The sequence below is a fragment of the Ruegeria sp. O11 genome (assembly GCF_056535285.1).
The window spans coordinates 289,658-302,972 of the sequence record NZ_JBQERS010000003.1 but is presented as its reverse complement, the minus strand read 5'-3'; the positions used below and the strand labels follow the sequence as shown (position 1 = coordinate 302,972).

The following is a 13,315-nucleotide window of genomic DNA, read 5'->3' as shown; positions in this document are numbered from 1 at the left end:
TCATCTGGCTATAAATACTTCGGAGCGCGAGGCAGAGCCTCGCATTGAATCGGCTCTGAGGTCATTGAGGCAATTTTAGTGGGCGACCATGGCAATCAAACGGATATCATCTGGCGGCGAATTCGAGGCCAAGGCCGGCTATTGCCGCGCAGTTGTCACTAGAGGCTGGGTTCATGTCGCGGGGACTGTAGGTCAGGGGGACACGGTGGTTGACCAATGTCGCTCAGCTCTGTCGATTATCGAAAATGCGCTTATCGAGGCTGGTTCATCATTCTCAGACGTTGTGCGCGTCACATATATGTTGCCGGATCGCACTGAGTTCGAGCCTTGCTGGCCTGTTTTGGCCGAGAGGTTTGGCGCGAACCCTCCTGCAGCCACGATGATTGAATGCGGGTTGATCGATCCGAAATATCGGATTGAAATTGAGGTTACTGCTATTCTGCCGGAATGACGCAGGCGAGCCCGGTGGCACTGGACCTCAGCGTGCCTTTGGTCCATATCTTCGGGGACAGAAATGCCGGAGGCAGCCGATGGGAATCCTGAACAGTCTATTGCGGGCCGTGACCTGGTGGAACGGAGCCACCCTGAACACGCAGTTCTACACTGCGCGCAAAGGGATCAAGGTCGGTGAAGACGATGAAGGCAACGTGTTCTATCGTAACGCAGACGACAGCAAACGTTGGGTGATCTTCAATGGTGAGGCCGAGGCCAGCCGGATCGACCCTGATTGGCATGGATGGCTGCATCGCACTTGGGATGAACCGCCAACCGACAAACCTCTGGCCCACAAATCCTGGGAGAAACCGCATCAGGAAAACCTGACGGGAACCGCGCTGGCCTATGCTCCGGCAGGGTCGCTGCGTCGTGCTGAACCGGTAGAGCGCTCGGACTACGAGGCGTGGAGCCCGGAATAAGCAATGTCAGCTCATACCAAGACCGAAGTTATTGTCGGCGGTGCCGTTCTAGCCTGCGCCATTGCTTTTGGCGTCTATGCCAGCCAGTCCACTGGCCTGTCCCAGTCCAGCGCAGGATACGAGCTGGGCGCGTCTTTTCGTTCTCTTGAAGGTGTCGGCGTTGGAACCGATGTGCGCCTAGCCGGTGTGAAAATCGGTACAGTAACGGGCGTTACATTGAATTCTGACACCTACCGTGCCGATACACAATTTTCCGTGGCGGATGGCATTCTGATCCCGGATGACAGCGCAGTTGTGATTTCCTCAGAAGGTTTGCTGGGAGGCAATTTTGTCGAGGTGATGCCCGGCGGTTCTCCGTTCTATTTTGAGCCGGGTGATGAGATCGAGGACACACAGGGCGCGGTCAGCCTGATCTCATTGTTGGTCAAGTTTGTTGCAGGGGACGGCAGCGAATGATCCGTGCGGCCCTCGCTGCGCTGCTGGTCACCGTGACTGCTGCGGCTGCACAGCAAAAGGTAGAATCCGGTCCGGGCGCCATGCTGCGCGGGCTGGATAAGGTTAGCGGGCAGACCTTGGATATCGAGGTTCAGAACGGACAGACGGCGACCGTGTTCGGGTTGGACGTTGCACTGGGCGATTGCCGCTACCCGGCTGACAACCCCACAGGCGACGCCTTTGCCTATCTGACTATCTGGGAACAGGGCAAGGCGCAGCAGTTATTTGATGGCTGGATGATCGCGACCTCACCCGCGCTGAACGCGCTGGACCATGCGCGTTACGATGTCTGGGTGATCCGCTGTATCACACCCTGAGGCGTCTGCTGCAGATCAGCGGTGAAATCTGATTTTATATCAAGCGCTTGCTTTAACTCGCTGTGATAAACTGCACGCGGGATTTCGATCGCGCCCAATGAGGCCAGATGCGCGGTTAGAAACTGCGTATCGAACAGCGTGAACCCGGTTTGGCGCAACCGATCCACCAGATAAGCAAGTGCGATCTTCGATGCGTCCGAGCGGCGCGAAAACATGCTTTCGCCAAAAAAGGCTGCGCCCAGAACCACGCCATAAACCCCGCCAATCAGCGAAGCACCCTCCCAGACTTCGAGGGAATGCGCGCGGCCTGCCCGATGTAATTCCTGATACAGGCGGCGCAGTTCAGGATTGATCCAGGTTTCCGATCGGTCGGCGCAACCATCCACCACGCCCGCAAAATCGCGATTGATGCTTATCGTGAACCCACACGTCCGCAAGCGACGCGCCAGACTGCGTGAGATGTGAAAGCCATCCAGCGGGAACACGCCGCGAATCTTCGGATCGACCCAGAACAGCTCGGGGTCATCGCGGTGCTCTGCCATCGGAAAGATGCCGATGGAGTAGCCATGCAGCAGAAGTTCAGGGGAAAGGCTCATGCCGGGTGCACCGGGACCAGAGGGCCGTAGCCCTCTGATCCCGTTTTCCTATTGGGCCATGTTCTCCGCAAGCCAGTGCTCTAGCCAGTGGATGTTGTAGTCACCGCTATGCAGGTCAGGTTCCTGTAACAGCGCATGAAACAGCGGCACGGTAGTGTCGATGCCGTCGACGATTAGCTCTCCCAATGCGCGTTCCAGACGGGCCAATGCTTCAGCTCGGTCGCGGCCTTGCACGATCAGCTTTGCGATCAGCGAGTCGTAATACGGCGGGATCGAGTAGCCATCATAGAGCGCCGAATCCATCCGCACACCCAGACCACCCGGCGCGTGATAGGCCGTGATCTTACCGGGGCAAGGCGAGAAGTTCGGCAGTTTTTCCGCGTTGATACGAACCTCAATGGCGTGACCGTTGATCTCCAAATCGTCCTGACCGAACGACATGTCCTCACCAGCGGCGACAAGGATCTGCTCTCGTACCAGATCGACGCCAAAGATGCCTTCGGTCACCGGATGTTCCACCTGCAGACGGGTATTCATCTCGATGAAGTAGAACTCGCCATTCTCATAGAGGAACTCGATGGTGCCAGCGCCGATATAGTTGATCTTGGCGACAGCATCCGCACAGACTTTACCGATCTTGGCGCGTTCTTCCGGGGTGATGCAGGGGCCGGGGGCCTCTTCGAACACCTTCTGGTGACGGCGCTGCAGCGAACAGTCGCGTTCGCCCAAGTGAACCGCCTTGCCTTTGCCATCGCCAAAGACCTGAATCTCGATATGCCGCGGCGTGGTCAGGTATTTCTCGATATAGACCTCGTCATTGCCAAAGGCGGCTTTGCCTTCGGCGCGCGCCGTCATGAAGGCGCTTTCCATCTCATCTGCAGTCATCGCGACTTTCATGCCGCGACCACCGCCGCCAGCGGTGGCTTTGATGATGACGGGATAGCCGAACTCTTCGCCGATGCGCTTGGCATCTTCCAAGGTGGGAACGCCGCCATCGGAGCCGGGAACGCAAGGCACGCCCAGTTCCTTCATCGTGTCCTTGGCGGTGATCTTGTCACCCATGACGCGAATATGTTCTGCGGTGGGGCCGATGAAGGTGATGCCGTGATCTTCGACGATCTGCACGAACTCGGCATTTTCGGAGAGGAAGCCATAGCCGGGATGGATCGCCTGCGCGCCGGTGATTTCACAGGCCGAGATGATCGCGGGCACGGACAGATAGCTTTGCGGGCCGGGCGGTGGGCCAATGCAGACCGATTCGTCCGCCATGCGCACATGCATCGCGTCGCTGTCTGCGGTGGAATGCACGGCGACCGTCTTGATCCCCATCTCGCGGGCAGCACGGATCACGCGTAGGGCGATCTCGCCTCGGTTGGCAATCAGGATTTTGTCGAACATGGGCCCGCCTTACTCAACGATGACCAGAGGCGTGCCGAATTCCACGGCATCACCATCGCCGACCAGAATGCGCTTGATGGTGCCCGACTTGGGTGCGTGGATGTGGTTCATAGTCTTCATGGCTTCGACGATCAGCAGCGTGTCGCCTTCGGATACCGACGCACCAATCGAGATAAATGCAGGCGCGCCCGGTTCGGGCTGCATGTAAACGGTGCCGACCATGGGCGAAGTCACAGCGCCGGGGTGGCTGGCGGGATCGTCCATCGCAGCAGGCGCTTCGGCAGCGGCTGCTGCGGGTGCAGCAGCAGGTGCGGCTGCGGGTGCTGCCGCAGGAACCGCCACCTGAACCGGAGCGGCAACAGTCTGCGACATACGACTGACGCGGACATTCAGGCTGTCGTCATCGCCATATTCGCGTTTGACCTGCAGTTCGGTCAGGTCGTTTTCGCGCAGCAGTTCGGCCAGTGCCTTGATAAACGCGACATCCGCTTCGTGTTTGGTATCTGTCATGAGTGTCCTCGAAGGTTCCCCTATGGCCCGTCTGTTCCCTGCGGGCTTGGTCTGATTACGCAGGGTTATAAGCTATGCAGACGCCCATGAAAAGCGTCGACTGAGCCCGTTAAATAGGGGTTTTCGCGTCGAGTTCGAGGGGCGCAGCAATTACAGCGGCGTCCCTGACAGTTTTGCCACCAGCTCGGGCAGCTTTCGAGCGCCATATTTCTCTAGAAGACGGGCGCGATAGGCCTCGATTGTGCGATAACTCAGCCCCAATTCGACGCCGATTTCTTTTGCAGACAGGCCGCGGCAGGACAGGATGGCGACTTCGCGTTCGCGGGTGGTCAATTGTACAAGTGGGCGTTCTTCCGAGATATCCGAAAAGCTCCATATCCCGTGACGAAACGGATCGTCGGGCGTAAGGGACCGCCCTCGTGCGCGGCACCAAAACAGGTCCCCGTCGCGCCTCCGCATAACTCGTTCATCCGTATAGTACCCGGTGTCGCGCATCACTTGCAGGCTGCGTGCTCCAATCCGCTCCCAGTCGGCAACCGAGGGATAAAGATGTAGCAAGGGCATGTTGCGGTAATCGGCTTCATCCCCGCCAAAGGTCCGCGCAAATTGCAGATTGCACCGCCGGATGATCCGGTTCTCAAGCTCAACAAGGCCGATTGGGGCGTATTCGAAGGCGGGATCGCTCATGTCCTTATGGTGACGGGTATTGCGTTGAATTAGAAGAGCAGGTGGCGGGAAAGGGTGGGTTTCTTTCTGTGGCCGCTGTCAAGGTTGTAAATATTCTTTGATAATTGTTCGCCAAGAGTTAAAAATCATGCAGTTATTCTGCAAATCTGTTTGCAGTCGTCAAGGATACAAACAAGATGCGAGATACCCTTACCGGCAGCCGGATACGCGAAAGGCGGCAAATCTCGGGGTTGCGACAGGCGGAACTGGCGCGGCAGGTGGGGATTTCGGCATCGTATCTGAACCTGATCGAACACAATCGCCGCCGCATTGGTGGCAAGCTTCTGGTTGATATTGCGGCGGCTTTGTCAGTGGAACCATCGCTGCTGACGCAAGGGATAGAAGATACGCTCATCTCAGCCCTGCGCGAGGCGGCGGCAGATGCGGTTGGTCAGAAGGCCGAGGTTGACGGGCTCGAAGAATTTGCCGGGCGTTTTCCTGGCTGGTCCGGTGTTCTGGCACAAATGCATCGCCGCGTAGTGACATTGGAACGTACAGTCGAAACCCTTTCGGATCGTTTGACTCATGACCCACATCTGGCCGCTTCGATGCATGAGGTGCTGTCGACCGCTGCCGCCATCCGCTCAACTGCCGCGATTCTGGCCGAACCCGGAGAGATCGAGGCCGAATGGCGCGACCGCTTCCATCGCAATCTGCATCAGGATGCCGAGCGGCTCGCTGAAAGCTCCAAAGCGCTTGTGGCCTATCTTGATGACAGTGACGGGCAACGCGATCTGCGTGGCATCCCCCTTGATGCGGTCGAGGCCTTTTTTGCTGAACGGGGATATCATTTCCCGGAACTCGAAGCCGGAGGGGAATTAACCGATGTGCTGCTGGATGGGCTCGAGTCCTCCGCCGCCAACGCCGTAGCCTCGGGCTTGCTGAACCTTTACGCAGCCGATGCGCTGGCCATGCCGTTGGATCAGGTGCGCTCCGCGCTTGATACAACAGATCCTGACCCGCTGGCCCTGGCGGTAGCATTTTCGGTGGATTTGGTTACGGTGCTGCGACGGTTGGCCTTTCTGCCCGAAGGCACGCTGGCACGTCCTGCAGGGCTGGTGATCTGCGACGCCTCGGGCAGCGTTCTTTTCTATAAGCCTGCGCCGGGCTTTGCCCTGCCGCGCCATGGCGAGGCGTGCCCGCTCTGGCCTTTGTTCACGGCGCTGAACCGTCCTCTGGTGCCGATCCGCAAGCGCGTCGTGCAGCTTGGCCGCACCGCCGCCCAGTTTGAATGTTTCGCCATCGCCTCCCCCCAACCGGCCGAGGCGTTCGGAGCCGAGCCGGTCTACCGTTCGGTCATGTTGGTGCTGCCAGTTGAAGACACCGTGCGGCCGACGGAGAACGCGGCGCAAGTCGGGGTCAGTTGTCGGATTTGCCCCAAACGAGATTGCGGCGCACGTCGGGAACCGTCGATCTTGAGCGAAGGGTTTTGACAGTTTCGTGACGCTGCGCTTAAGCTGGTCTGGACAGGTGGCCGGACGTGCAACCGGTCCTGGGGAGGAAGTACAAATATGAGCCGTAAGGTTCTGTTGATCGAGGATGAACCCAATATCACCGAGGCGATCCGTTTTTTGCTGACGCGTGAAGGGTGGCAGGTCGAAACGCATGCCGAGGGAACGGACGCGGTGCAGGTAATCCTGTCCGCTCAGCCCGATCTGGTGATTCTGGATGTGATGTTGCCGGGTAAAAGCGGAATGGATGTGCTGCGTGATCTGCGCGAGCATGAGGAGATGAAGGCATTGCCCGTCCTGATGCTGACTGCGCGCGGGCAATCCCGTGACCGGGAGATGGCCGAACAGGCCGGGGTCAGTCGTTTCATGACCAAGCCGTTCTCGAATGCCGAGGTTTTGACGGCGGTGCGTGACCTGCATGCGCAGGCGTCACAGTCATGAATTCCCCGGACGACGGCAAAGGCCGGCCCTCGCTGGCCCGACCGTCTCTGTTTCTCGAGCGGCAGGGTTATCGTCGGCGCAGACTGGCGGATGCGGCGCGGCTGCTGCCATTTCTGGGGGCCGCCCTGCTTGCGCTGCCGCTTCTGTGGCCTGATGAAAGTGAAAGTGCCGAGGCGTTGTCGCTTTCCTCAGCCATGTTCTACATCTTTGCCTGCTGGGGGTTTCTGATCCTGATCAGTGTGGTCTTTGGCATTGCTGCCAGGCGTATGGCAGCACGCGAGAACGCCGAGCCCGGGGCCGAGTCATGGCGACGCTAAATGTCCTGATCCTGGTCTGTCTGGGCTACGTGGTGCTGCTGTTCGGCGTGGCCTTTACCGCTGATCGGGTTGCGGCACGCGGAGGTGGGAAATGGCTTCGGTCCCCGCTGATCTATACGCTGTCTCTGTCGATCTATTGCACCGCCTGGACATTCTATGGCGCGGTCGGCAATGCCGCGCGTTCTGGACTGGAATTTGTGACCATCTATTTGGGTCCAACTCTGGTAATGATCAGCTGGTGGTGGGGCCTGCGCAAGTTGGTTCGTATCGGACGCAGCCAGCGCGTGACCTCCATCGCTGACTTGATCTCGTCGCGTTACGGTAAGTCCAACACCCTGGCGGTTTGCGTGACGATCTTGGCGGTGCTGGGTGGCACGCCGTATATCGCGCTGCAATTGCAGTCGATCACGCTGTCCTTTTCGATCTTTGCCGAGGCTGATCCAACCGGCCTTTACCGCGAGGGATCCAGCGTGTTCTGGGTCGCTGCCGGTCTGGCGGTCTTTGCGATCCTCTTCGGTACTCGCAATCTGGACGCAAACGAGCGCCACCACGGCGTTGTCACGGCTATTGCCTTGGAATCAGTTGTTAAACTCTTTGCTCTGCTGGCGGTTGGTATCTTTGTCGTCTGGGGCGTCGCGGGGGGGCTGGGGCCGATGATGGACCAGATCGACGCGTCTGAGATTGGTCAGTGGCATGTGGATGCCGGGCGCTGGACCACTTTCATCTTCCTCTCGGCAGCGGCTTTTGTCTGCCTTCCAAGGATGTTTCAGGTCATGGTGGTCGAGAATGATGACGAAGGCCATCTGCGCACTGCAGCCTGGGCCTTTCCGCTTTATCTGCTGCTTATGAGCCTATTTGTGGTGCCGATCGCGGTGGTCGGGCTGGACCTGATGCCTGAGGGATCGAACCCGGACCTGTTTGTGCTGACCGTGCCGCTGTCGCAGGGCAATGACTGGCTGGCGATGCTGTCCTTCATCGGCGGGTTCTCCTCGGCTACGTCGATGGTGATCGTCACTGCCATGGCGCTGTCGACCATGGTCTCGAACCACTTGGTCATGCCGATCTGGCTGAATACGCAGGAAGGCACCGCGTCAGTATCCGGTGATGTCCGGACCATCGTTCTGATGGCCCGCCGTGTCTCGATCGCTGTGATCATGGCACTGGGCTATTTCTACTACAGCTTGTCAGGTGGCGGGGCTGCACTGGCTTCAATCGGTCTGGTGGCCTTTGCAGGGATCTCTCAGATCCTGCCCGCTCTGGTGGGTGGTTTGTTCTGGCGCGGTGCGACCAGAACCGGGGCGTTGGTGGGGCTCAGTGTTGGGTTCTTCCTGTGGATTTACACTCTGCTGCTGCCCGGCATGGAAGGTGGTATCATCCCGGCGTCGGTGATCGAAAACGGACCTTTCGGCTGGGGCTGGCTACGCCCGCAAGCGCTCTTTGGGATCGAAGGAATTGATCCGATGGTGCATACAGTCATGTGGTCGCTGTCACTGAACACAATCGCCTTCTGCGTCGCTTCGATGCTCAGCTTTCCAAGCCCGTTGGAACGCCTGCAGGGTGCACAATTCGTCAATGTCTTCGACCACTCGGTTTCGGCGCGCGGCTGGACCGGGTCAGTCGCGCAAAGCGAAGATCTGATGATCATGACCCAGCGGATTTTGGGCACTATACCCGCGCAGGAATTCTTTCAGGCCGAAGCGGAACGGCAGAATGGCCGGCCTGGACGTCTTCCCGAACCAACTCCGCAGTTTCTGGAACGGCTGGAACGTGAACTCAGCGGTTCGGTAGGTGCCGCAACCGCCCATGCGATGATTGGTCAGATCGTGGGTGGTGCGTCTGTTTCGGTCGAGGACCTGCTGGCCGTAGCCGACGAATCCGCTCAGATGCTGGAATATTCCAGCCAGCTCGAAGCGAAATCGGCTGAACTCAGCCGCACTGCGCGCCAGTTAAGGGAGGCCAACGCCAAGCTCACCCAAGTATCAAAGCAGAAAGACGCCTTTCTCAGTCAGGTCAGCCACGAATTGCGCACGCCGATGACCTCGATCCGCGCATTTTCCGAAATCCTGCGCGACGCCGAGGGCCTGAGCGCAGAAGAGCAGACCCGCTATGCTGCGATCATTCATGACGAGTCGCTGCGTCTGACCCGGCTGCTGGACGATCTGCTGGATTTGAGTGTCCTGGAAAGCGGGCAGGTCAGCCTGAATATGGATGACGCAACGCTGAACGAGGTATTGGATCGCGCAGTCTCAAGTGCTCTGGCAGGCAGTGATCGCAAGATTGGTGTGCGGCGGGTGCGCGCCAACGAACGCATCCCGCTCTACACTGATCTGGATCGGCTGGGGCAGGTCTTCATTAATTTGATCTCGAATGCTCAGAAATACTGCGACGCTGATGAACCGGTGCTGACGATATCGGCCCATGATGTTGGCGGGCAGATGGTGATTGATTTCATCGACAATGGCAGCGGCATCCCGACCGAGGCCCAATCGCTGGTGTTCGAGAAATTTGCCCGCGTTGGCTCGGACAAGGCAGGTGGGGCCGGGTTGGGTTTGGCGATTTGTCGCGAGATCATGCAGCGCCTAGGGGGCGAAGTCGCCTATTTGCCTGGGCACGTAGGAGCCGCCTTCCGTGTGAGTCTGCCACTTGCTTATCGGCAGGCCGCGCAATGAGGATGTCATAAAGATATTTGTAACGATCTGCGGGTTACACAATTCCTAGGTGTATTCTAAGACGGCAGAGCGGGGCGATGACCAAATCAGCATTGGCACGCAAACTATCGGCGAGGCAGGGTGAAGTTGATACGCCCCGTTCAATTCTACGTGCCCTGCGGCTTGGTTTGGCGCGGGCGGCAGGTGATGGCATGGGGCTAGCGCTGGCAGTCATCGGGGCCAAACAGGCGTTGCGTGCGCAGGAGGATGTGACCGCGCGATTGAAACAGGGTTGGTTGATGCTGCTCTTTGGCTCGGATCAAGGTAGCATGGCGGCAGTATGTCTGGACCCGGGATGCGTGTCGGCCGTGATTCAGCAGCAGACGATCGCAGTTGTCACCTCTGATCCACCGTCGGAGCGAATGTTTACGGACACTGACGCCGCCATGGTCGCCCCCTTGATCGAGGATATGCTGGGCCGGGCGCAGAAGCTGGTCGAATCCACGGCGGATATGGCCAGGCTGTCGGGGTTTGAGTTCACATCGCGGGCTGAAGATCGGCGCAGCCTGACACTGGCGCTGGTGGATGAGGCATATCGTGTATTCGATCTGACAGTCGAGTTGGCTGGCGGTAGCCGACAGGGGGAAGTTTGCGTGTTGTTGCCTGACCGACCTCTGTCTGATGCGGAGCAGGAGGCGGAAAACAGTCTCGCGGGTAAGAACCTCGATCAGGCATCCGGCGTGATGCGCGCTGAACTGAACGCTTTAATAAGCCGTATTTCACTGCCGTTGACTGCTCTGTCAGAGTTGACAGTTGGCGACGTCCTTCCGTTGCTAGGCGCGCGTGTGGATCGGGTTGAAGTTCTGTCAATCGACCGTGCCCGTATGGCGATTGGTCGGTTGGGGCAATGCGGTGGGATGCGCGCGGTTCGGATAAATGAACACAATCCGGTCGCGACATTTCCAACGACGGACGAACAGTCCTTTCTGGCTCACAAGTCTGGCCCAGTTTCCAAACTGGACGATGACGAAAAGTCAGCGTTGCTGGACGAAGAAATTGTGACCAGCGAACAGGCAATGAATGATACTCTGCTTAACCCGGATGATATTTTGCCATCGAATCCTGACCAACGCGTTGCCGAGATTTCACATCTTGCTGGACTACCAGCGCCTGAGGGCGATGGGCCGTACTAGGTGGCTTAGTCCTGTGCGCGCAACTGCTCCAGCGCTGGGCGAAGTCCGTCGAGCGCATAGCCAGCCTTACCCGTCGCGTCCAGAATTTCATCCGTGCTTAGCCGGTTGCACTGTCCCAGCGCCCAAACAACGGAGCAACGGGTACCGGATGCGCAATAGGCCAGGACAGGCCCGCTGCAGCTTTCGGCCAGATCGCGCTGCAGGGCGACATTCTCTGGCGTCATAGTCTGGTGCGTCAGCTCCAATACCTCGTATTCCATTCCGGCCTCGCGCACGGCCTGCCCGATGGCATCAGACTGCTGATCTGGCGGCACCTCCGTATTAGGACGATTGCAAATCACCTTGACGAAACCTGCCTTGGCGATGGCTGGCACATCCTCAACCGTGATCTGGGGTGAGACGGCATAGCGGGGGGTAATCGGTCGAATCTCCATGACAACTGATTAGGCCGCGTCAGCCATCCTGTCCAGTTGTGCACCCAGCTTTGGCGCGGCCAACATGCCCGCAATCATTGCGATTAGGAACACAATTCCGCCAACACCACCATAACTGAGCGAGGCCATCGCCGGGCCCGGGCACAGACCTGCCAACCCCCAGCCAACCCCGAACAGAACCGAACCAACGATCAGCCGACGATCCAGCTCAACACGAGGTGGAGCAGGAAATTTGCCACCTACCAGCGGCGTTCGGTTCCGGGTCATTTGCCACGCCACCAACATGGGCAGGATCGCCCCGCCCATGACAAAGGCCAGCGTCGGGTCCCAGTTGCCGAACACATCCAGCCATCCCTGCACCTTGGTGGTGTTGGTCATGCCTGAGATCAACAGCCCGCTGCCAAACAATCCTCCGGCGAGAAAAGCAAATACTGAGCGCATCAGATCACCCCCAGAACTTGGCGAAACAGAACAACCGTTAACCCGCCAGCAAGGATATAGAAAACCGTGGCGACAATCCCGCGCAGGGAGAAGCGAGAAATCCCGCAGACGCCGTGACCCGAGGTGCACCCATTTGCAATCCGCGTGCCCACACCGACCAGTAACCCGGCCAGGATCACAATTGCTAAATCCGGGGTCAGATGAGTCTGAGTCTGTGGTGCAATCAAGGGGCGTAGCAAGAAAGGTATCCCGATCAGCCCAATAACAAAGGCTAAACGTTCCGTCATTGCACTGCGGTCGCTGCGCTCAACCAATCCGCCAAGAATGCCACTGGCTCCCATGATCCGACCATTGCACAGAAGATATACAGCGGCACCCAGCCCGATCAGCAGGCCACCCGCAAGACCCCACATCCACTCCACATTCATTTCTAGATCCTCACCCGATATTCCGTGTCAAAGCTTGTTGACCGGAATTTTCATGAAAACATCACCTTGTTCATCCGCCGGTGGCATCTGACCGGCTCGCATATTGACCTGCAGAGAGGGTAAAATCAGACGTGGCATTGCCAAGGTCGCATCCCGCGCATCGCGCATCTCGACAAATTCCTCAACGCTTCGGCCTTGTCCGATATGGACATTCAACGCCTTCTGTTCGCCTACCGTCGTTTCCCAGGCAAATTCATCTCGTCCGGGTGCCTTATAGTCATGCCCTACGAATACCCGTGTTTCGTCGGGCAATGCTAAAATCTTTTGGATTGAGGCAAATAGATCCTCCGAAGATCCGCCCGGGAAATCGCAGCGTGCGGTTCCAAAATCCGGCATGAACAATGTATCGCCAACGAATGCTGCGTCGCCGATCACATAGGTCATGCAGGCCGGAGTATGACCCGGCGTATGCAGGACGTCCCCGCGCATCTGGCCGATGTGAAAGCTGGCCCCTTCCGTAAACAGAGCATCGAACTGGCTGCCATCACGCTGGAACTCGGTCCCTTCGTTGAACACTTTGCCGAATGTGTCCTGCACGACTACGATATTCTCACCGATCCCGATTTTTCCCCCTAGCTTTTCCTGCAGATAGGGCGCTGCTGACAGGTGGTCGGCATGGACATGGCTTTCCAGTATCCATTCCACCTTCAACCCGTTGTCGGTCACATATTCGACAATCTGATCGGCCGAACTGGTGTCAGTGCGCCCCGAAGCGTGATCAAAATCCAAAACGCTGTCGATGATGGCGCAGGCCTGTCCTTCGGGCTCCTGCACCACATATGAGACTGTGAAGGTCTGAGGGTCAAAAAAAGCTTTCACTATGGGCGTCATGGGATCCTCCGTTCGGCTCTATCTCATATATCAATACTGGAATGTGATTAAAGTGCCAAATCACGAATTGATGTCTGTCAAAGCAAATGCCGCGAATTGAGCATATGTTTTGGGC

17 protein-coding genes are annotated in these 13,315 nt (G+C 58.1%); 9 read left to right on the top strand and 8 right to left on the bottom strand.

Translation table 11 applies throughout. The features are described from left to right. Window positions 1–88 precede the first annotated feature (88 nt). The 4 genes from ACRZ91_RS09785 (at window position 89) to ACRZ91_RS09770 (ending at window position 1,726) form a co-directional block, all read left to right on the top strand. A complete protein-coding gene (locus ACRZ91_RS09785; protein WP_480656060.1) occupies window positions 89–451 on the top strand; it encodes a RidA family protein in 363 nt (120 codons plus the stop codon). 79 nt (window positions 452–530) lie between these two features. Next, window positions 531–914 (top strand): NADH:ubiquinone oxidoreductase subunit NDUFA12, encoded by a 384-nt coding sequence (locus ACRZ91_RS09780; RefSeq protein WP_480904718.1) that lies wholly within the window; start codon window positions 531–533, stop codon window positions 912–914. Window positions 915–917: 3 nt separating this feature from the next. Further along, window positions 918–1,370: an outer membrane lipid asymmetry maintenance protein MlaD gene (gene mlaD / locus ACRZ91_RS09775; RefSeq protein WP_010443265.1), complete on the top strand. Its 453-nt coding sequence runs from the start codon at window positions 918–920 to the stop codon at window positions 1,368–1,370. Further along, window positions 1,367–1,726, top strand: coding sequence for a DUF2155 domain-containing protein (locus ACRZ91_RS09770; RefSeq protein WP_170775094.1), 360 nt, complete (start codon window positions 1,367–1,369; stop codon window positions 1,724–1,726). The genes mlaD and ACRZ91_RS09770 overlap by 4 nt, the downstream gene beginning before the upstream one ends. Here ACRZ91_RS09770 and aat read toward each other — a convergent pair. The 4 genes from aat to ACRZ91_RS09750 all read right to left on the bottom strand — a co-directional run bounded on the left by aat (window position 1,690) and on the right by ACRZ91_RS09750 (window position 4,917). Continuing rightward, window positions 1,690–2,322, bottom strand: a complete 633-nt coding sequence (gene aat / locus ACRZ91_RS09765; RefSeq protein ID WP_480904715.1) for a leucyl/phenylalanyl-tRNA--protein transferase — start codon at window positions 2,320–2,322, stop codon at window positions 1,690–1,692. The genes ACRZ91_RS09770 and aat overlap by 37 nt on opposite strands. Window positions 2,323–2,370: 48 nt before the next feature. Continuing rightward, the gene (gene accC, locus ACRZ91_RS09760; protein WP_170775090.1) at window positions 2,371–3,720 is read right to left on the bottom strand and encodes an acetyl-CoA carboxylase biotin carboxylase subunit; all 1,350 of its coding nucleotides are present in this window, start codon (window positions 3,718–3,720) and stop codon (window positions 2,371–2,373) included. A gap of 9 nt (window positions 3,721–3,729) precedes the next feature. Next, the gene (accB, locus tag ACRZ91_RS09755) at window positions 3,730–4,230 is read right to left on the bottom strand and encodes an acetyl-CoA carboxylase biotin carboxyl carrier protein (protein WP_480904712.1); all 501 of its coding nucleotides are present in this window, start codon (window positions 4,228–4,230) and stop codon (window positions 3,730–3,732) included. Window positions 4,231–4,380: 150 nt separating this feature from the next. Continuing rightward, entirely contained in the window at window positions 4,381–4,917 is a 537-nt protein-coding gene (locus tag ACRZ91_RS09750; protein WP_010443260.1) for a helix-turn-helix domain-containing protein, read from the bottom strand. A gap of 176 nt (window positions 4,918–5,093) precedes the next feature. On the opposite strand from ACRZ91_RS09750, the gene ACRZ91_RS09745 reads away from it, so the two are divergent. The 5 genes from ACRZ91_RS09745 to ACRZ91_RS09725 all read left to right on the top strand — a co-directional run bounded on the left by ACRZ91_RS09745 (window position 5,094) and on the right by ACRZ91_RS09725 (window position 11,006). Then, the gene (locus ACRZ91_RS09745) at window positions 5,094–6,389 is read left to right on the top strand and encodes a short-chain fatty acyl-CoA regulator family protein (protein ID WP_480904709.1); all 1,296 of its coding nucleotides are present in this window, start codon (window positions 5,094–5,096) and stop codon (window positions 6,387–6,389) included. Window positions 6,390–6,467: 78 nt separating this feature from the next. Further along, on the top strand, window positions 6,468–6,848 hold the full coding sequence (locus ACRZ91_RS09740; protein ID WP_010443258.1) for a response regulator transcription factor: 381 nt from the start codon (window positions 6,468–6,470) through the stop codon (window positions 6,846–6,848). Next, window positions 6,845–7,165 carry a hypothetical protein gene (locus ACRZ91_RS09735; RefSeq protein WP_480904706.1) on the top strand — a complete coding sequence of 107 codons (321 nt, stop codon included), beginning with the start codon at window positions 6,845–6,847 and terminating at the stop codon, window positions 7,163–7,165. The genes ACRZ91_RS09740 and ACRZ91_RS09735 overlap by 4 nt, the downstream gene beginning before the upstream one ends. Then, entirely contained in the window at window positions 7,153–9,834 is a 2,682-nt protein-coding gene (locus tag ACRZ91_RS09730; protein ID WP_480904703.1) for an ATP-binding protein, read from the top strand. The genes ACRZ91_RS09735 and ACRZ91_RS09730 overlap by 13 nt, the downstream gene beginning before the upstream one ends. Before the next feature lie 77 nt (window positions 9,835–9,911). Beyond that, on the top strand, window positions 9,912–11,006 hold the full coding sequence (locus ACRZ91_RS09725; RefSeq protein WP_480904700.1) for a FliM/FliN family flagellar motor C-terminal domain-containing protein: 1,095 nt from the start codon (window positions 9,912–9,914) through the stop codon (window positions 11,004–11,006). 5 nt (window positions 11,007–11,011) lie between these two features. Here ACRZ91_RS09725 and ACRZ91_RS09720 read toward each other — a convergent pair whose 3' ends face one another. From ACRZ91_RS09720 to ACRZ91_RS09705, 4 genes are read right to left on the bottom strand one after another with little or no spacing between them, the layout of a single operon-like run. Next, the gene (locus ACRZ91_RS09720) at window positions 11,012–11,440 is read right to left on the bottom strand and encodes a TIGR01244 family sulfur transferase (protein WP_170543264.1); all 429 of its coding nucleotides are present in this window, start codon (window positions 11,438–11,440) and stop codon (window positions 11,012–11,014) included. A 9-nt stretch (window positions 11,441–11,449) separates the two neighbouring features. Beyond that, window positions 11,450–11,881, bottom strand: coding sequence for a DUF6691 family protein (locus ACRZ91_RS09715; protein ID WP_480904697.1), 432 nt, complete (start codon window positions 11,879–11,881; stop codon window positions 11,450–11,452). Beyond that, the gene (locus ACRZ91_RS09710; protein ID WP_260022869.1) at window positions 11,881–12,309 is read right to left on the bottom strand and encodes a YeeE/YedE family protein; all 429 of its coding nucleotides are present in this window, start codon (window positions 12,307–12,309) and stop codon (window positions 11,881–11,883) included. Before ACRZ91_RS09710 ends, ACRZ91_RS09715 begins: the two co-directional genes overlap by 1 nt. 27 nt (window positions 12,310–12,336) lie before the next feature. After that, the gene (locus tag ACRZ91_RS09705; protein ID WP_170775067.1) at window positions 12,337–13,200 is read right to left on the bottom strand and encodes an MBL fold metallo-hydrolase; all 864 of its coding nucleotides are present in this window, start codon (window positions 13,198–13,200) and stop codon (window positions 12,337–12,339) included. Window positions 13,201–13,315 lie beyond the last annotated feature (115 nt).